The organism is Paenibacillus sp. Soil787, assembly GCF_001429545.1.
In the GTDB taxonomy this organism is placed as follows: Bacteria; Bacillota; Bacilli; order Paenibacillales; family NBRC-103111; genus Paenibacillus_E.
Map to the genome: position 1 here is coordinate 1,093,010 of NZ_LMSP01000001.1, position 20,035 is coordinate 1,113,044.

Sequence of the window (20,035 nt, forward strand, 5' to 3'; positions counted from 1 at the left end):
CATGTCCGGATTTACTTATTTATTCGATTTTGCATTACTTCTAAATTGATTAGGCGTTATTCCATAAGCTTTCTTAAACAGGGTAAAAAAGTGGCTGCGACTTAGAAAACCCGATTTTTCCATAATAGCATTGATGGAATCCTCAGTGGAAGTTATAAGCTCACTAGCATACTTCAATCGAACTTGATTGATAAGATCGTTCACAGAGATTAATTGATGCTTTTTTAATAACTTCCTTAGATATTCTGGATTTAAATTTACCTGTTCTGCAATCATATCTAAGGACAAAGCCGGATTTGAAAACTCTTTATGGATAATTTGATTGACATCCTCAATTAATTGAACGTATTTATTATCTTTTTTAGCTTCTAGCGCCATCGAAATATCCTCAAATAATTCATTAAAGTCGGATTCAATTTGCTTTAATGTTTCAATCTTTTGAAGCTTAATGAAATACATATTGAAATTAAAATTCACTTTCATGGAATGGTTAGCTTCTACGATTTCAATCGCGTACCGAATGGATATAAGCAATTGAATGAGCACGGAATTTAGAACCGTATAGCTATACTGGGAAGCATTTCGGATAATATCGAATACTATTTTTTTCGCATCTTCTGCTTGACCTTGAATTAATGCTTCCATCAATGCCTTGTCCTGGTCTTGCGGATACTTGAAATCCTCTGCCTTAATCGGTAAATGATCATAAAAGATGAGCGATTTATGACCTAAAATCAATCTGTAATAGGATAAATCAAGCGTTTTCAAGTACTGAAAGTTCAAACTTGTTAACGATTCGAATGGTTCACTAAAGGTGAACGATGTTGAGATATTCAAGTATTTCTCTGTATTATGCTGAATTTCTTTAACTAGCGCCACCAATCGTTCATTTTTTGAAGGTAATTCTAGAGAGCTGCCGTTCATGACAATGAGAATCTGATCCTCTTCCGTCTCAATACATTCAAATGGATACATATTCGCATACAGCTCAGAAACAATGTTAACGATGCCGAATTTCAATAAGTTTCGATCCGCCAGATTGTACTTCGCATTGAAATCCATAAAGTTATCTAGCTTGATAAGGATAAGTAAAATGGGCTCTCTAGGTTCAAGTTTTATCTTATATTTGTCAAATTGCTTATGCATAGACTCCGTCAAGATAAGGTCATCTGTATGAAGCATTTTCCGTAGAAAGTCTTGTTTCTTATAGTAGAAGTCATTCTTCTTCTCATTTTCTAACATGTTGTAGTTCTGAATGACGGCTTTGATTGGCGTGTAGAGTCTTCGTGAAAAATATAATGACAACAACACACTTCCGATAATGAAGCCAAAAACAAAGAGATACGTTTTTGCTTTCAATCTTTCAATATCTTTTACGATTTCGTTATAGGGTGTAATGCTGATCAACTTCCAATCAAATGCCTCTGTTGATGCATACGTAATGAATGAATCTACGCCATCGATATTCATCCGAAGATTTCCAGACACTGCAGAGTTCGAATTAATTGTTTGTAAATAGTTACTTCCACTTAAATCACTTCTTAAGGGATGTATAGTATCATCGGACATTAGTTTCCCATCATGATCCACGATAAAAATGCGATTTCTATTATTGGGGTCAGAAGAACTAATACTTTGTTTAATGGATTCTTCGGAAAGATTAAGTATAATTCCTTCACTCACCTTACCACTTTTAACCGGAGATTCATAAAAGAGAAACGAATAGACATTAATAAATTTATTAACATTCGTATCAATGTCAGCGAGCACATTGGGAATACTTCTAAGTACAATACTGTTGGACCTATTATGCTGCGTGTTATCTAAAATGGAAAATACACCTTTATCTGCAAAGGAAGAGCGGTCATAAACAAAATCCTCACTAGGACTCACATACATATGACGACCATTATAGATATACATGGATTGCAAGAAAGGATAAATAACTTTATAAGATCGTAATTTATCCTCAGACATAATGTAATATTGTGGATCTATATCAGAAAAGAGCATATTTTTAATGGTACTATCAAAAAAAGCAGTGACTGCCAGTGACTTGGCCGTTTGGGCCATGACGCTTACATTCCGACTTGTATTCTGCAAGTCGGTTTTTTGCTGATTGTAGACCAATTGAAGTGCATAGTTTTCAAAATACCGGCTTAATAACGAGGATTGTGCAAAAAGCAGCAGTACAGTACTCAATAAAAACGGTAACAAAATAGTAAGAAATAATTGATAGGGGTTTTTAAATATGAGTTTTCTGAACATTTTTCGACAACTCCTCTGCCCAAAGATTACCACAGCAAATTTATAAGAAGCAAATAACAAATACTGTAAACCCCCATAACTAGGCTTTAAGAACAAAAATCTGTTTTGAGAACTTCAAAAATAGGCTTTTAGAACTTATAGCGGGAACCCGAAATTGTACTGTTACACAGTGATGCTAAGATAAATTCATGAATAAGCGATGAACGACCACATGATTGGGAAGCATCGAGAACTACAAAACTTTACTAAAGGAGTATGCATACGTGAATAAAAGAAGCCCATTACATTCCCGCCAAAACAAAACTATGATTCAAATAAGTATATTGGCACTGCCAGCGATCCTTCTCATTTTTGTCTTTTCTTACATTCCAATGGCCGGAGTTTTCATTGCTTTCAAAAACATTAATTATGAACAAGGCATATTCCATAGTCCATGGGTTGGTTTCGACAACTTTAAGTTTTTCTTCACATCGAGTGATGCATGGCTCGTAATGAGAAACACACTGGCTTACAACCTCATATTCATCGCAGTGGGAACTTTTTTTTCAGTCGTGTTCGCAATTCTCTTAAACGAAGTGATCAGCAGGAAGCTTTTAAAAGTCTATCAAACCGTCTTCTTCTTTCCCTACTTTTTTTCTTGGGTCATTGTAGCTTATATGGCTTATTCCTTTATCGGGCCTTATGGGATTATTACTACCTATTTCAAAGAGTTAGGGATAACCTTCGATTTTTACACCCAAGCTTGGGTGTGGCCTATTCTGCTAACACTAATTAATATTTGGAAGGGGCTTGGCTACGTCAGCATTATTTTCTATGCAGGGATTTTGGGGATTTCACAGGAGTATTTCGAAGCAGCGGCAATTGACGGCGCATCCAAGTTTCAAATTATTCGAAACATTACAATCCCGTTATTAATGCCCTTAATAACGATTATGACCCTGCTATCTATAGGCAAAATATTTTATTCGGATTTTGGTTTATTCTTCTTCGTCCCTCGAGAAATTGGTCAATTGTATCCAGTGACGCAAGTTATTGATACGTATGTCTACCGCATGTTGAAGGTTTCTGGAGATATTGGCATGTCGTCAGCAGTAGGCTTATTTCAATCCTCTATGGGATTCATCGTCGTGTTGATCAGCAACTTTGTTGTAAAAAAAATAAACGAAGAAAACAAACTATTCTAATGAACGTCATGAGGTGAGCAAATGCTTTCAAAAAAAATAGTACCGCAGGTATTCATTAATGCCATATTTATTTTATTTGGTCTTGCTTGTATTATTCCGCTAATATCTATTATTTCCATCTCCATAAGCAATGAGGGGGATCTACTGAAATATGGATATCGTCTGTTCCCAAGAACATTCGACCTAACTGCGTACGCTTACATTTTATACAACCCGATCCAACTCTTTAATGCTTTTAAGATTTCGCTCATTGTTTGCATCGTCGGGACAATCGCTTCTGTGCTTATAATGGCTGGAATTGCTTATGCTTTGTCGCGAGAAGACTATAAGTTTAAGAATGCACTCAGTTTCTATGTTTTCTTCACAATGCTCTTTAATGGCGGCTTGGTACCAACTTATATGTTAGTAAGTAATGTTCTGCATTTGAAAAATACCATCTGGGTATTAATTCTTCCCTATTTGGCACTCCCTTGGTTCATCTTAATCTTAAGATCATTTATGCAGAAGATCCCTCACGATATTATTGAATCCTGCATGATGGATGGTGCAAGTGAATTCAGAATCTTCTTTCAGATGATTCTTCCGCTCGCCAAACCAGGACTTGCTACAGTAGCGCTATTCATGCTGCTACATTATTGGAATGATTGGTGGCTTAGCTTGCTCTACATCGATAAAGAATCCCTTGTCCCCTTGCAATATATGCTGTACAGAATGATGAATAATATTGCCTTCCTAACCAATTCAAGCAATATGCTGCCACCTGGAATGATCAATACGGTTCCTCCATCTGAGTCAGCCCGGATGACGATGGCGATACTAGCTGCTGGACCTATGCTACTTGTGTTTCCATTCTTCCAGAAATACTTTGTGAGAGGACTCACCGTTGGTGCAGTCAAAGGATAGCTTAGACATGGATTTGCATCCATTTTAAGAATATAATAAACATTAGAATAAGGGAGGATTTACTTTGATTAAAAATCTAAAGATTTCGAAGCCAGCTACCCTTCTAACTAGTCTCCTACTAGTATCCAGCATGCTGTTTACAGCTTGCGGTGCAAAAGAAAGCGCTAACAGCACTACTGCTCCATCTACAAAAGCAGCTGAAACCGCAGCGGCAGCAGCAACTCCTGCAGCATTGCCTGAAGTCAAGCTCACCTGGTATTTCCCGGGCGGCTGGCCACAACCTGACCAAGATCAAGTCTTTGCTGAAGTTAATAAAATATTGAAAGCTAAAATTAACGCCACTGTAGATTTCAAACCGTTAAGCTTTGGCGATTATGATCAGAAAATGAAAGTCATCATTGCTTCTGGTGATTCCTACGATTTGAACTTCACTTCAAATTGGCTAAACAACTACACGCAAAATGTCGCAAAGGGTGCTTACTTGCCACTTGATGATTTACTTCCTAAGTATGCTCCAAAAGCATTTGCCTCTGTCCCAAAAACCTTTTGGGATGCGACGAAGGTAAATGGGAAAATATATGGTTTCATTAATCAACAAATATCTGCCAGAACTCCTGATGTTGTTATTCTAAAATCAGTAGCTGATAAATACAATCTGGATCTGAAAGCATTAAGCGGAAAACTAGGTCCCGATAACTTAAAAGCCCTGGAACCCTTCCTTGCATCTGTACACAAGGAAGAACCTCAAAGAGCGTTTATCACTAGTTTGTCGCAATACAATGAGGCTATGGGGTATGAAGCAATTGCCGGATTCAACGTCCCTGGCGTTGTCAGCTATGACGATTCATCGATTAAAGTAGTAAATCAGTTTGAAACTTCTGCTGTGAAGTCTTTTGCTACACTTATGAGAGATTGGAATGCCAAAGGATATTTAAACTCCCAAGAAAGAATTTCCAAAAAAACAGATGACGGTAACGATTTTAGTAAAGTAGCTCTTACTATTGGTGGAGCCTTTAAGCCAGGTGTAGATGTCATCCTATCAAATCAAGCCAAACAACAAGTGATTGATGTCCCAGCAGGAACTGCACACCTTTCAACAGGTGGTATCATCGCAACTATGCATGCCATCAGCAGAACTTCGAAAAACCCTGAAAGAGCCATGATGCTATTAGAGCTTCTAAACACAGATAAAGAGTTGTATAACCTCCTTAACTTTGGTTTCAAAGATAAACACTATAAGCTTGATGCAGATGGATTCAAGTCTCCAGCTGATGGTTCAAAAGGTTATAGTCCAGGTGTAGATTGGATGTTTGCTACCAACTATCTTGCATATGTTGACAAAGGCATGCCTGTAACCGTTTGGGAGGATACTAAAAAAGTTAACAATGATGCGGTTCCTTCGAAATTGTTAGGATTCACGTTTGATGCTGAGCCAGTAAAAGCTGAAATTGGTAAAACAAGTGCAGTTTATGACGAATATTACAGAGCCATTGACTTAGGTGTTGCTACGGAAGCGAAATATAATGAATTCGTGGCTAAACTTAAAGATGCTGGATCCGATAAGATTATTGCAGAAATGCAAAAGCAAATTGATGCTTGGAAAGCAGCGAAGTAATTATTTTAAGTAATAGAGCAGTCCCCTCTCCTTTGAATGAGGGGGGACTGTTTTTTTACTATTCTGTGTTCCCATCGGTTGAATGTTCCCAATGCATTCTAGTATTCATCAGAGCGTAGAATGTCCTTCACAGAAACAGGCTAAAATTGAGGAAAGAGCGAGGCATTCCGCCCGCTCTTTCTGAGTTATTCCAGTAACTATTAGATAACTTTTGACCAATCTCCTACCCCAATGGTAAGCTCCAGATACCATTCGAAGGAATTTCTAGCCGGTATGATTTGTGCTGTCTGATTGCCCATAGCTGTTTCAAGTGAATCGTAATATCCGATACTCGGCTCCAAAGCGCAGGTGACTCGATCATTGTATAAGCCTTCGTCTATCCAAACACCAATATAGGGCACCTTATCTGGTGGAACAGACATGATCAAGTAATTTCTGCTAAGTTCCTCATAGAGCCCTGACCATCCTAGAGGCACTTTGCCATCATAGTATAACTTTCGGGCATCTCCAGTTACTTCGGGGGAAACTAAAGAAATATCATACCATAAATAAGATTCCCCAATCTTTAGCTTCGCGCCTCCATCAACGCACAGCACCTGCTGAATTGAATCCGGAAGGAGTATGCGTGTCGATTCCGTAATAGCGAATTGCGGATGCGGTACCCATAAGAAAGGAATGGGCTTCTCGCCATTATTCTCAGCACTGTATCCCAGTCTGATTCGGTCATTATTAACAAAAGAAATTCGCCTCGTGAATCGATATGGAAGCTTTGGACTCTTAACCGTGCAAACGACCTCATTCTTCTCAATCACATACTCCCACGGAAGCGCCCACAGCTCGCCATGATCAGGCAGGCTGATTTCATTATCAACACCGGATGGACAGGCAATTATCGTTGGAAAACATTCGTCCCACCCACTCATATCCCAATCCGTGAAGGTAGACCCATACATCGGCTGCTCTAGTTGCCGTTCACCCGAATCCAGCATCCACTCCTTACCTGATGGTTTGTATAGGATCGAAACTATCTTCCCGCCAAGCGATGGAACCACTTCAACCTTGACCCATTCATTTTCGAGAATGATGGAATTACAACCCTTATATAAACTGGTGTGTACGTGTGCCATCCCTATATTTTCCACTCTTATTAGTCTCCTTAAATCCTCTTTGTATCCAAGTACTAGCGCAATAATGATTTCAACTTAACGCTCGGATCTGCTAAAGCCTCTGGATCTGGTTTCGCCTGCTTCTCAATCAGCATTTCTCCGATTCGAATTTCCTTCGCAATCGCGGCATTCTCTCCGATTCCGCTTACTGAAACTAATCGACCCTCATCATTAAGATGGAAATAAAGATGGGCTTCCTTCAAGTCACGATGAATAGTTCGTACAGCTAAGTCAGCCAAACCCGTAACCTGTAAGGTTAACTCATATTGATCGGACCAAAACCAGGGCAGACTGGTATAAGGTTCTGCTTGCCCCATCATGCTTCGAGCCGCATGTGTCCCCTGATCCTGTGCGTTACGCCAAGCTTCCAACCGAATTCGCTTATCGCCAAAGAGTGGGTGCTGAATTGAACAGCAGTCGCCCGCAGCAAAAATATGTGGATCACTCGTAGCTAGCGTCTCATCTACGCTGATACCATTTTCAATAACCAAACCGCATGAACTTGCCAGCGATGTCATCGGAGTCGCGCCAATTCCAGCAATGATAACATCGCTTGTAATAACCGTTCCATCGGCGAGAGTGATTGCATTTTCATTTTTTACGCTATGAATGTTTTGGATACCTATACCGAGCTTAAACGCCACACCTGCTTCGCGATGTCTTCCCTCAACTATGCGGGCTATTTCCTCTGGAACGCCACGCATGAGAATCCGCGGTCCAACCTCAATAACCGTTACTGAGCAACCACGCGATATGGCACTTGCCGCCACTTCAAGACCGATAAAGCCAGCACCGATAATCGCTATGTGTCTCCCTGGCTGTAGCTTTTCGCGGAGAAGACGTACATCAGATTGCGTTCGAAGATAGTGAACGCCGGAAGTATCAGAACCCTCCATGATTAGCTTACGAGGACGCGCTCCTGTAGTAAGAAGCAGCTTCTCATACCGAATTTCCATCCCATCCACTAGCTCTACACTCTGATTGTCCCTGTCTATGTTGGTTACAGTCATTCCGCAGATGAAGTCGATATTATTTTGTTTCATCTTCTCGTTATCCATAATGTACACGGGTGGAACTTCTCCCGCTTCTATTAGTGACTGCTTAGAAAGAGGCGGCCGCTCATATGGTGCATACATTTCCTCGCCAATCAATGTTATGCTCCCTAGCCAGCCTTGCGTTCGCAGCTCCATCGCCGCACGAGCTCCGGCCTCTCCTGCACCAATGATAACCATGCCTACATCAACCATGTGAATCCTCCTCTAGTCTATCTTGATGTAGACTTTCCCCGTCTCAACTTTGACTGGATACGTCTTAAGGTCAATACAGACAGGCGCTCGTTTCGCCTGACCCGTACTAATTTCGAATCGACCATTATGTTTCGGACATTCAATCGTGCTACCCATGACCAACCCGTTCGAGAGATGAAATTTCTCATGCGTACAATAACCATCCGTTGCGTAGTATTCGTCTTTATCCGTGCGATAAATGGCGAAGGTCCGGTCACTATAGTCGAACCTTATGACATCCTCGTTTTCAATTTCGTCCGCTTCGCATGCTTCAATCCATTCACTAGGCGCCATGTGAAATGCCTCCTGTCATATTTACTTGGTTGTCTTGCCTAACATCAGGTGCGCCCAATGGTCCATAATGATAAGGACGCGCTGTACTAGGAAGTGGTTTGATGATCGTGTACGACGGATCTTTGCCTTGTTTGATAAGTGCAACAATTACTTCTTTGAGCGCTGCGCCTAGACTGTTGCAAGGCTTTGGACAATCCCCCTGCATTTCCTTATGCAGAGCTGGCAGGGCATGATACGGAACCATGGGAAACATATGATGCTCAACATGATAATTCATATTCCAATAAAGGAATCTAAACACAGGATTTAAATAAACCGTACGTGAGTTTAAACGGTGATCTAGGACATCTTCATAGAGCCCCAAATGTTGCACGATGCCAAACAACAACATCAATAACGTGCCATAAAAAGTAGGGAGACCAATAAACATTAATGGCAATATGCTCATTTCATAAATCGATACGCCTACCACTGCTGCTAAAATAAGAAGACAAATACGGGCTTCAAGGTATACCTTGGGGCGCTCCGACATCGGGATATACTCATTTTCTGTTGCGTCTACCTTACCTACTGCATGAAGAAAAAATCGTTTCAGCTCCTTGGGTCCACCGTAAATATGAATAATCTCCATGAAAAGTATCTTCCAGATTGGCGGTCTCTCCATATGAATCTCAGGATCGCGTCCGACAATGTAAGTATCACTATGGTGACGAGTATGACTCCAACGCCATGGCGTTGCTGACCGGAGTACCATGAACGAAGCTATTTGGTAAATGACTTCATTCATCCATGGCGTCTTGAAAGCTGTCCCATGTCCGCATTCATGCCAGCGTGAATCTCCTGGAGAGGCATAGACAGTACCATAGATGAAAAAGGCTAATATTGCCCACCAAGTTCCCCACGAATAATAAGCAAGAATGCCCGTTCCTATTAATAGTGCAAACCAAATGATCGTATCGCGGATCGCTGGACCGTCTTTGCGTTTCATTAGCTCCTTCATTCTCTGACGAGGAATCGGGGACGTGTACCATTCTGACGTCACTAATCCCCTCTCCTGTGCTCGCTGGTTTTCCGGCCCTGTAATACTATAATCTCTTTTTGGGGTTGCTAAAGACATCGTTGTACGCCTCCTTTTTAATACCTTTTGAAAATATAAGTTCTACTTGCCCTTCACTTGTTCGAAAGGCTTCCACCGCGAATGTTCCGAGACAGGCATCTGCCCGGGATTAGGCTGGTTCGTTCTCCATTGCCCTTCCGATTGCAACCGATGCCAAATTTGCTCTATGCGTTCGTACGAAATCAATTGATTTGTTAAGCTATCCTCTTGAGAAAAGCTGATGCGGCTAGATATTTCCAAGGTTAATCGACACATCTCATCTAGACAGGCATGCATAATCTTATCGCCGAGTGCACTACTCGCTTCGAGTGCATCATCACCCAGAGCAAGCCTACCACCGGAACCTTCTAAGTTCTGCCGATTGAGCTGAGAGAAATCAACGAGATCAGGACGAAGGTATAGAAGCTGAGAAATCTCATATTTTCCAGCATGATCCCCTTCGTACAAGCCTTCGACTAGTTCGGGGTCACTTAAAGCTAAGACAGGAACTCCGGTCTCTAGACTAAAAGCTTCGGCGACCTTTCTCAGATCGAATTGATTTCCTCCGCTATGCCCGCTTATCGCTATGATAGCTCGGAAGCCTGCATTAGCAAAGGCACGAAGCTGATACAAGAAAAAGGGTAGCATAATATGAGGAGGCATCGCCGTCATGTGGGCATTCTCCTCACCTACGGCATCTTCCAGCCAACGTGCGTGATAGCCTGACTCATGAATGTGATAGCCCAGTGTAGGCGCTACGATTCCTCCGACCCTTTTAGCAGCTTCAATACCTAACCACTCAGCCTTGAGCGTATCAAGTCCAAGAGCGGAGATTTGTCCGTGTGGCTCACATATGCCTAACGGCAGAAACACGAGTGGAACCTCTGACAATCGTTGCTTAAATTCAAAGGGTAATAACTCCGACCAAAGAATTTTATTCACATTACCAGAACTTAGTGTCATAGAAGTTACGCACCCATCTGTAGTACTTGCGAATTTCTTCAAAAACATCATCAGGAAGCGGTTCTTTGTCAATAGCTGCAATATTCTGGTTGGCTTGCTCAGGAACATGCATGGATACAAGCGCAGTTGTTACCGCCGGATGCTTTAATACGAATTTTATTGCTAATTCCGCCAAATTATCCGCATACTGCGGGATGAATTTACGTAAGCGATCTACCCGTTCGATGTACATTTCACGCGGTACGTAGTCGAAGTAGGTTTTCCGGTAATCGTCGTCACTAAATTTCGTGTCCTTGGTCAGAAAACCTGTTAAACCTCCCTCATCCATAATGCAGCGAGCTAGAAAAGCAACATTATTCTCCTCACAAAATGGAATTAAACAGTCCAGCGGAAGGGGATCGAAAATATTGAATACGGTTTGAACAGCATCAATTTTCCCACTTTGCACAAGGCTAAGGGCAATGTCGTGACGTTGGTCAGGAATCGAGATTCCGATGAAACGAATTTTACCTTCTTCTTTTAATCGGAGAAGTTCTTCCATCCAATAGTCCTTTTTATCCCATTGAGGCCAGTATTGATGGAGTTGCATAAGGTCAATCGTATCCACGCCGAGCTGTTCTAGAGATAATTCTGTACATTTCCGCAACCAACCTTGCGGGTAAGCGGTTTCAACTGGGATGTGTGTTCCCCAACCGATTGAACCAGGGCCGAGTGATTGCACCTTGGAGGTAACGAATGGGCGCTCTCCTTTCCATTCCTTGAGAGCAAGACCAACAATACGCTCGGAATCACCATAAGCACGCGCCGTATCAATCAGGGTAACGCCTTTATCTAAACTGTGAAGCACGGATTTAATTAAATACTTTTCATCGAACGAACCAAATGATCCTCCTAGACCCATAGCACCAAAGCCGATGCGAGACACTAGTTCGCCTGAACCTGCAAAATCAGAAAATTTCATAGTCGGATACAGCTCCCTTTGTTTTGAATGATTGGTTACAATGCTTCTATACTTTCATTCTACAAGGCTAAAGTAGGTAAGTATTTATCCCAAAGTAACAGTATTGTAACCAAGATCACACTACTTAAATTTCCTTATAAATTGTATAATAATAAAAAGACTGATGGAGGCGCATTATGTCCAAAAAGCTTTATTTCATGGAACCCAGTGATACCTTAGAACAGTTGCAGCAATATTATTTCCCTCCCTATATTACACTTGCCCACATGTTTCACGCCCCCGACGGCTGGAGTCTTAAGTCCCGTTCGCTTAAACAGTATCAGCTGCAATACGTTGTAGAAGGAATTGCAGACTATCAGATTAACGGTCATGATTATGTAACCCGACGCGGCGATCTGATGTTTCATAGACCTAACGAGCCTCATCACATCACCACCCGTTCAAATGAACCTTATGTTTGTATCTCCGTTGTATTCCATTTTGGAGATTCTGGTTTTCCGATCCAGCAACTCATTGACTCGAATAGCGATTCCCGCTCCCACTACATGGGGAATTACCAAAATCACACACTAGAGAACAAGCTTTCTGAGCTTGTCCATCACTATAGGTTGCCGGAGGTAACCGACCATTTTGAATGTCAAAGTCTACTCACGCAAATTTTACTGCAGGTATCCAAACAAAAAAAAGAGCTTGCCGTCAGCACTTCTAAGAAAGAAGACGCTAACAAAGCTAAGCTCATTCTCATTCGCAATTATATATCTAGCCATATGCAAAAAGGCTTTACACATCAAGATCTTGAAAAACTTACAGGCTGGAGCCGAAACTACATCATTACTCAGTTTAGCAGCGCATTTGGCATGTCACCAATGCAATACCTGGTCTGGATTCGGCTGGAGAAAGCCAAAGAATTAGCCTTGCAGTCTGGACTATCCTTTGGCGAAATCGCCAATCAGGTTGGGTATACGAATATACACGCATTCGGCAAAATATTTAAACGGAAAACGGGCATGAGCCTAAGTCAATTCTGCGCTACACTTTTTAAGGAGACTCCGGATCAGTAACTTGTTTATCCCAATCCATTTAAATAAAAAAGTCCCGATGACTGTACAAGCTCACCGGGACTAACTAAGAGATCACGACTTTATATCAGATTTGTTTTTTCATTTTACTTAAGGCAATTTTCAACTTTATGATTTCATCTACTATTTCCTTTTGATCAAATCCATCTAACAACCTATAGTTTGAAATCATGTTTAATTCTCCTTCTGTTAAAAAAGAAGAATTATTTGATTTAACTAGATCATTCTCAATAATTATTAAATCATCAATACTGCAATTAAATTGTTTCTTTATTGCAAATAAGGTATCAAAAGATGGATTACAATTTCCTTGCTCAATCTCACTTAAATTCCCTTGAGAAATGCCTATTCTACTCGAGAACTCCACTTGATTCATATTATTTAATTTTCGTAATCTACGAATATTGGGCCCAATATTTATCATTATTTCACATCCAATTAAATATTAAGTGACCCGAATATCTAATTGATCGGGTCACTTAATATGAAAGCCGTTAGTTTGGACAAGAATTAATTACTGCGGTTCCATACTTTTGTTACTGGTTCCACACTTTTATTACTGGTTCCCGACTTTTGTTACTGGTTCCACACTTTTATATCACCAGACATAATCATACGTATGCAGTGGCAACCTACTCCACCGTCACACTCTTCGCCAAATTACGAGGCTTATCAACATCATTACCACGCGCCAGCGACGCATAATAAGAAAGCAACTGGAGCGGTATGACAGACAACGCAGGCGATAGAACATCCAGCGTCTTCGGAATAACGAAGGTGCTGTCTACAGACTTCTGCAGCTCCAACTCACCTTCTACGGCAATTCCAAGTACATTAGCGCCGCGCGCTTTCACTTCTTTAATATTGCTTACCGTTTTCTCGAGCAGTTCATGCTGAGTAGCCAACGCAATCACCGGAATACCATCTTCGATTAGAGCCAGTGTACCATGCTTCAATTCACCCGCTGCATACGCTTCAGAGTGAATGTAAGAAATCTCTTTGAGCTTCAAAGAGCCTTCCATAGCTACAGCATAATCCAAGCCTCTTCCAATGAAGAAGAGATTATCATGCTTAGCCATCTCCTCAGCGACTACTTTAATGGCTTCCGCTTGCGCCAAAATTTCTTCCACTTGAGCCGGCAGCTCTTTCAATGCCTTAACCGCTTCTTTAATCTCATCCACTGTTTGTGTCCCTAGCGTTTGAGCCAGGTGCAAACCGAGCAGATAGAAAGCAATTAACTGCGATGTATATCCTTTCGTAGACGCAACTGCAATTTCAAGGCCCGCCCACGTTGTGATCACATCATCAGCTTCACGTGCTACTGAGCTTCCTACCACATTGGTGATGGCAAGAACATGAGCGCCACAACGTTTAGCTTCACGAAGCGCAGCTAGCGTATCCGCCGTTTCGCCAGACTGGCTAACTACGATGACAAGCGTATCCTTCGTGATAATCGGTGAACGATAACGATATTCCGAGGCAACATCCGTTTCAACCGGAATGCGCGCCATTTTCTCAATAACATACTTACCAACCATACCCGCATGATAGGCTGTACCACATGCAACAATATGAACACGACTTATGTTGCGAATCGCCTCAGCTGTAATCGTAAGCTCATTCAACGTCACGCTCAAACCATCAGGGGAAATACGGCTGCCCATGGTGTCGCGGTAAGCTTTGGGTTGGTCATAGATTTCTTTCAACATAAAGTGATCAAATCCGGCTTTTTCAGCTGTTACAATGTCCCAATCGACATGAAACATTTCCCTGGAAATAAAATTCCCTTCCAAAGTCATTAATTCGACACCATCACGCGTCAAAAGAGCCATTTCGCCATCATTCAAAATAAACACATTACGCGTATATTCGAGAATAGCCGGGATATCCGAACCAATGAAATTCTCGCCTTCACCAATACCAATAATTAAAGGACTAGCTTGACGCACGGCAACAAGTCGATCCGGCTCATATTCGGTCAATACGCCTAATGCGAATGCCCCTGTCATGAACCTTACCGCTTTTTGAACAGCTTTGAGGATATCTCCATCGTACAAATCAGCGATTAAGTGAGAAATGACTTCTGTATCTGTCTCAGAAACAAAATTGTGCCCTTTAGCCATCAACTCTTCTTTCAGAGTTATATAGTTTTCAATGATCCCGTTATGCACAACGGAAAATTTCAATGAATTATCCGTATGAGGATGAGAGTTCACATCCGAAGGCTTACCGTGTGTTGCCCAACGCGTATGTCCGATTCCAACGCTTCCGGTTAGTGGAGTCTCATCCAACTTGGATTCAAGATTCGCGATCCGGCCTTTTGCCTTCTTAATTTGCAAACCATCAGCCGTGTACACAGCTACACCTGCAGAGTCATAGCCTCTATATTCGAGCTTCTTGAGCCCTTCTAATAAAATTTCCTGAGAATTACGCTTTCCAATATAACCAACAATTCCGCACATAGTAGTACCTCCATAGTTTTATAAGCCTCTTCAACAAGGGCTATTTTTCAAAGATCCTAGTTTAATAAATAAATCAACTAGACAATAAAAACTGCAAATCAAATAAACCATATATAAGGACGATCATTACGTTTAAAATGAAGTGATAAATGGATGTTGGATACTTGTCAGCCTAGTCGCCCAAGCGTTTTTGCTCTCCAACTTAACGGCACTCCTCATGCCGGAAGGTCCCCGCCGAATGTTTCGAACACCTTCACCTCGTCAACTCACCGCGTAGTAGTAGCAATCTCACTACATTTCCGTCCCGCTTGCGAGTTCTGGCGCTATTTGTTGCTTAATTAACCTCTATCCTGCCTTTCCTTCTTGAGTCAAATACATCATATTCATTTTAGCGCGAACGCGCAACTTATTTTTTCGCGGAAAATCCCCCATTTAGCAATAAGCGCGAAAGGGGGAGATTTACTTGTCCCTGCCCTTTATACTAATTGCTCTTGGATAACTTTAGCAATATCATGAACATAAGCCTCAACTTGCTCCTTGTCAGGACCTTCCGCCATGACACGAATCAACGATTCTGTTCCCGAAGGACGTACCAATACACGACCGTTATCTCCGAGTTCTTCTTCCACCTTACGAATGGCTTCTTCAATCACAGCGTTGTCCTTGAGCTTGCTTTTATCTGCAACGCGAATATTAACCAACAGCTGCGGGAACTTACGCATAATTCCTTTTAACTCACTAAGCTTGCGCCCTGATTGGACAATCGTGTTTACCAACTGTAAAGCCGTTAGAATCCCATCTCCGGTCGGGATGTAATCGAGGAAGATGACATGCCCCGACTGCTCTCCGCCTAAGTTATAGCCGCCTTTACGCATCTCTTCCATCACGTAGCGATCGCCTACAGCGGTTTGCAGAGCCTTAAGACCGGCCTTTTCAATCCCTTTGAAAAAGCCAATATTGGCCATCACCGTCGTCACAATCGTGCCGTGGTTCAGCTTCCCTGTGCGATTCAGGGCATCTCCCAGAATGCTAAGGATGAAGTCGCCGTCGACTTCCTCGCCGGCTTCATCGATCGCGATCAGACGATCCGCGTCGCCGTCAAAAGCAAGACCAATGGCTGCGCCATGTTTCACCACTTCTGCGCGAAGCTTCTCAGGATGCGTGGAGCCGCAATGATCGTTGATATTGCGACCGTTCGGCTCAGCGCCGATGGTGATCACTTCCGCTCCCAGCTCGCGGAACACCGTAGGAGCTAGCTCGAAGGCTGACCCATTCGCGCAGTCCAGAACGACCTTGTATCCGGCGAAAGACTCGGATACCGTCTCCTTCAAGAACGCCAGATAGGCGAACTTCGCATCTGGCTCATCGGAAACCGTGCCAATCTCGCCGCCAACTGGGCGAGGCAATTCATCTACAGCCGCGTCAAGCAGCTGCTCAATTTCAAGCTCCGTCTCGTCTAGCAGCTTGAAGCCGTCGCCCCCAAAAAACTTAATCCCATTATCCTCAACCGGATTATGCGAAGCCGAAATCATAACGCCCGCATCGGCTCCGAGCTTCTTTGTTAAATAAGCTACCGCCGGTGTGCTGACGACACCGATACGAATAACCTCAACGCCAATCGATAGCAATCCTGCCACGAGCGAAGCTTCCAGCATTGGACCCGAGATCCGTGTATCTCTCCCGATCACGACTTTCGGATGCTTGGCTTGTCTCGTTAATACATATCCGCCGCAGCGGCCTACTTTATAAGCTAATTCTGGTGTCAGTTCGCCATTAGCTACTCCTCGCACACCATCTGTACCAAAATATTTCCCCATGTTTATATTCTCCTCTTTTTCTACAACCCATTATGGATTTGTTACTTTGGTGCTTTCTCGCTGATTTCTACAGTCGCCTTTACTTCTTCCGGCATACCCAGCTTCACAAAAGTCGGCAGATTTAAGGCCACCTTCAGCTCATGCTTGCCTGGCGGCAAATTACTAACATCCAGGATCGCCTGTACATCCTGCACTTTCATTTGATCAATTAGGGCAGGAGCACCTTCTACCGTAATGTTTAGCTTAGCCGTCTCCGGCAGTGTAACTTTGGTATTATAGCTTTCGTTTTGACCAATAATCGTGATCGGTACATTGTCCAAAGCCTTCGTAATGGAAGGAACAATTTCCACGTGAACCGTAACTTTAGCAGGATCCAGTTGAGTTACTTTATTCCTTAAGGGAATGTCCAGTGCAAACTCCTTTGTTTCCTTCAGATCCTGAACACTCAGCTGCGGCCCTTGATAAAACTCTAGGCGATCAACAACATCTTGAGTACCGTAGACAGTTATCTTGTCCGGACTTTGAGTAACCATCGCTATAGCGAAACCTTTCGGCGGCTCTCCACTTATCTTCATCTGTAGCGGTATGGTTTGGAACGGGCTCGTGATTGGCACTTCGACATCGACCACAGAAGGATTGATATTCAGTGCTACTTCTTTACCATCTTTATCAAAAGCTTGTAGTCTCACTTGCTTCGTAACGGCAGCCTGGGCCTTATCTACCGAGACCTCGCCGCGAACATTCTCGATTTGATCCAGCTTGCTGGTCTGCGCAGTAATATACACCTTGGCTGGCTTCACAATCGGCTGTCCGGCTTTGAGACCCGCTGCTGGCGTTCCTTTGACATTAATGACGACTGGCACTTCTTTCATCTGCAGCTCTTCGATAACCACATGGACCGTTTTAGGAACAATTTGTACATCTACATCTGAAGGAAAACCAACCGGTTTAAGCATGACTTGATGATCACCCTTGCCCACTTGCGTCAAGTCTAGCTCAATTTGATAGGAATTACTGGTCGTCACTTTCTTAACTGATGATTCCTTCCCTTTCACAATAACCTGTACGTTGGCAGGAGTCATGGACGAAATGTGATAATGAGTTTCATCATATTTTGTCGTAATCGCTACGTTATTTATCGTTTCCTCCCGCTCGCGAAGAGGTGAATTTCCGGATATATTGGTTTCTTCCATGTGAACAACAACCCATAGCAAAATCCCTATAACAAGAGCAACTATCCGTACCACATTCGTATTGCGTAACCATTTATCCATTTGAACGTCCCCTCCATTTCAAGAAAGGGTTCTTCTCATTTGTTTTCGCTTTCGGTTTCAATTCTTCGAACAATTTGGCAATCAAAGATTCTTCTTTAATGTCCCGAACGATATGACCATTCATTGTGAGCGAGATTTGCCCGGTCTCTTCCGAAACAATGATACACATCCCATCTGAAACCTCACTCATCCCAATGGCTGCACGATGCCGTGTACCAAGCTCTTTACTAATAAAGGGATTCTCAGACAGGGGCAAATAACAACCAGCCGCCATTAATTGACCTTGACGAATAATTACGGCCCCATCGTGAAGCGGCGTATTCGGTATGAAAATATTAATCAACAGCTCCGCGCTGATCTTACTCTCTATCGCAATACCGGACTCGACGTAATCGGTCAGACCGGTCTCTTTCTCGAAAACAATCAAGGCCCCTATCTTTCTTTTGGCCAAATAATTCGCTGCACGTATCACTTCACTAATCCGCTTATTCACATCTTGATCCTCTTCCGTAGAAGATCGGCTGAATAGCTTCCCCCGGCCCAACTGCTCCAATGCCCGCCTTAGCTCCGGTTGAAAAATAATAATAACCCCAAGAACCCCGAACGTAAAGGTCTGGTTCATCATCCATTGCAGCGTACTGAGCTTAAACCAAATACTAAATACCCATGTAATGACGACTACAAGGATACCTTTCATAAGTTGAATAGCCCTTGTCCCGCGCACCAACAGGATTAGTTTATAAATCACATAGCTAACGATCAGAATATCAACGATATCCTTAGCCGAGATGCTCGTGAGTAAGTCCATTTATTATTCTCCCCCAGCGACTGAACACAGTGATCTCTCTATAATAGAATCATAACATAAACCCAGATATACTTCTATTTTTCTCTCTTCACAAGACGTTTTCAAAACGAGTTTGGTTCATTTTATTACAATATGAAGAAAAAACGTCCTCCACTGGCAAAATGCCAATTGGAAGACGTTTCAAGCTAATGCGAGAACATGCCTACGAACTCGCCTATTTTATACCAGACCCAGCTCAATGCTTCGTTGACTTGTGTGACGTGCCCAGAGATATGCGCCGTTGACGCTAGATTGAGAGAACCATCAATAACGGTTAAGTTTCCAGTTACTTCGCCTTCAACTTTCAGTTTACCCCGCTGAACAACTAGATCACCTTTCACCGTATGCCCTTGCGGTACAGTAACCGTATCGCCCTCAATCACAACGTCCTGAAGGTTGCTTCCCTTTACCATTAAACTCGTATCATCATTCCACATGGACATGAAGCTTCCGAACATGACCGTAGCGAAAACAACAGCTACCGATACAGCAGGATGCTTGCGAATGAAATCCATCCAGGAATTGCGCTTCTTCACTGGAGGCAGTCCGCTCATGATTTGTGCAGTTAACGTATCAGATACTCTAACGGGAGGCAGCATTCTAACCATCGCATCCGTTTTCTCCAATTGTCTGAACAGAGCATGACATGCTTGGCAGGATATCAAATGCTCCTTCAATCGCTGAGAATCGGATCCTTCCAAATCACCGTCGAGGTATTCATGTATGAGCGGGAGGGCTTCTTTACAATTCATGATTCAGCCACCCCTTTCTTAGACTTTTGCATGTTGTGGTATACCATACGTTTGAATTTCAAATATGT

Annotated in this window: 17 protein-coding genes; 4 read left to right on the forward strand and 13 right to left on the reverse strand. The window is 42.5% G+C overall.

The genetic code is table 11. The features are described from left to right. Positions 1-15: 15 nt before the first annotated feature. Positions 16-2,268 carry an AraC family transcriptional regulator gene (locus ASG93_RS04460; protein WP_056829189.1) on the reverse strand — a complete coding sequence of 751 codons (2,253 nt, stop codon included), beginning with the start codon at positions 2,266-2,268 and terminating at the stop codon, positions 16-18. Positions 2,269-2,531: 263 nt separating this feature from the next. On the opposite strand from ASG93_RS04460, the gene ASG93_RS04465 reads away from it, so the two are divergent. The 3 genes from ASG93_RS04465 to ASG93_RS04475 all read left to right on the forward strand — a co-directional run bounded on the left by ASG93_RS04465 (position 2,532) and on the right by ASG93_RS04475 (position 5,970). After that, a complete protein-coding gene (locus ASG93_RS04465; protein ID WP_235550716.1) occupies positions 2,532-3,452 on the forward strand; it encodes an ABC transporter permease in 921 nt (306 codons plus the stop codon). A 21-nt stretch (positions 3,453-3,473) separates the two neighbouring features. Continuing rightward, positions 3,474-4,355 carry a carbohydrate ABC transporter permease gene (locus ASG93_RS04470; RefSeq protein ID WP_056829191.1) on the forward strand — a complete coding sequence of 294 codons (882 nt, stop codon included), beginning with the start codon at positions 3,474-3,476 and terminating at the stop codon, positions 4,353-4,355. Between the two features lie 64 nt (positions 4,356-4,419). Further along, positions 4,420-5,970: an ABC transporter substrate-binding protein gene (locus tag ASG93_RS04475; protein WP_056829193.1), complete on the forward strand. Its 1,551-nt coding sequence runs from the start codon at positions 4,420-4,422 to the stop codon at positions 5,968-5,970. Between the two features lie 200 nt (positions 5,971-6,170). Here the strand turns inward: ASG93_RS04475 and ASG93_RS04480 are convergent, their stop codons facing one another. From ASG93_RS04480 to ASG93_RS04505, 6 genes are read right to left on the reverse strand one after another with little or no spacing between them, the layout of a single operon-like run. Then, a complete protein-coding gene (locus ASG93_RS04480) occupies positions 6,171-7,112 on the reverse strand; it encodes a DUF5107 domain-containing protein (protein ID WP_056829195.1) in 942 nt (313 codons plus the stop codon). Between the two features lie 38 nt (positions 7,113-7,150). After that, on the reverse strand, positions 7,151-8,383 hold the full coding sequence (locus ASG93_RS04485; RefSeq protein ID WP_200984437.1) for an NAD(P)/FAD-dependent oxidoreductase: 1,233 nt from the start codon (positions 8,381-8,383) through the stop codon (positions 7,151-7,153). Between the two features lie 12 nt (positions 8,384-8,395). Next, complete coding sequence (locus ASG93_RS04490) at positions 8,396-8,716, reverse strand: MocE family 2Fe-2S type ferredoxin (protein WP_056829197.1); 321 nt, start codon at positions 8,714-8,716, stop codon at positions 8,396-8,398. After that, positions 8,706-9,833, reverse strand: a complete 1,128-nt coding sequence (locus tag ASG93_RS04495; RefSeq protein ID WP_056829199.1) for a fatty acid desaturase family protein — start codon at positions 9,831-9,833, stop codon at positions 8,706-8,708. Before ASG93_RS04495 ends, ASG93_RS04490 begins: the two co-directional genes overlap by 11 nt. 42 nt (positions 9,834-9,875) lie before the next feature. Beyond that, positions 9,876-10,775 carry a creatininase family protein gene (locus ASG93_RS04500; protein WP_056829201.1) on the reverse strand — a complete coding sequence of 300 codons (900 nt, stop codon included), beginning with the start codon at positions 10,773-10,775 and terminating at the stop codon, positions 9,876-9,878. Beyond that, the gene (locus ASG93_RS04505) at positions 10,756-11,736 is read right to left on the reverse strand and encodes an aldo/keto reductase (protein WP_056829203.1); all 981 of its coding nucleotides are present in this window, start codon (positions 11,734-11,736) and stop codon (positions 10,756-10,758) included. Before ASG93_RS04505 ends, ASG93_RS04500 begins: the two co-directional genes overlap by 20 nt. A gap of 176 nt (positions 11,737-11,912) precedes the next feature. Here ASG93_RS04505 and ASG93_RS04510 point away from each other — a divergent pair, with 176 nt between their 5' ends. Then, entirely contained in the window at positions 11,913-12,797 is an 885-nt protein-coding gene (locus ASG93_RS04510) for a helix-turn-helix domain-containing protein (protein WP_056829205.1), read from the forward strand. Between the two features lie 85 nt (positions 12,798-12,882). Here ASG93_RS04510 and ASG93_RS04515 read toward each other — a convergent pair whose 3' ends face one another. The 6 genes from ASG93_RS04515 to ASG93_RS04540 form a co-directional block, all read right to left on the reverse strand. Beyond that, entirely contained in the window at positions 12,883-13,239 is a 357-nt protein-coding gene (locus ASG93_RS04515) for a helix-turn-helix domain-containing protein (protein WP_056829207.1), read from the reverse strand. 208 nt (positions 13,240-13,447) lie between these two features. Beyond that, entirely contained in the window at positions 13,448-15,277 is a 1,830-nt protein-coding gene (gene glmS / locus ASG93_RS04520) for a glutamine--fructose-6-phosphate transaminase (isomerizing) (RefSeq protein WP_056829209.1), read from the reverse strand. A gap of 476 nt (positions 15,278-15,753) precedes the next feature. Beyond that, complete coding sequence (gene glmM / locus ASG93_RS04525) at positions 15,754-17,094, reverse strand: phosphoglucosamine mutase (RefSeq protein WP_056829211.1); 1,341 nt, start codon at positions 17,092-17,094, stop codon at positions 15,754-15,756. A 41-nt stretch (positions 17,095-17,135) separates the two neighbouring features. Further along, positions 17,136-18,368 (reverse strand): YbbR-like domain-containing protein, encoded by a 1,233-nt coding sequence (locus ASG93_RS04530; protein ID WP_056829213.1) that lies wholly within the window; start codon positions 18,366-18,368, stop codon positions 17,136-17,138. Beyond that, positions 18,361-19,176 (reverse strand): diadenylate cyclase CdaA, encoded by an 816-nt coding sequence (gene cdaA, locus ASG93_RS04535; protein WP_056829215.1) that lies wholly within the window; start codon positions 19,174-19,176, stop codon positions 18,361-18,363. The genes ASG93_RS04530 and cdaA overlap by 8 nt, the downstream gene beginning before the upstream one ends. 185 nt (positions 19,177-19,361) lie before the next feature. Beyond that, entirely contained in the window at positions 19,362-19,967 is a 606-nt protein-coding gene (locus tag ASG93_RS04540; protein WP_056829217.1) for a zf-HC2 domain-containing protein, read from the reverse strand. Positions 19,968-20,035: the final 68 nt, after the last annotated feature.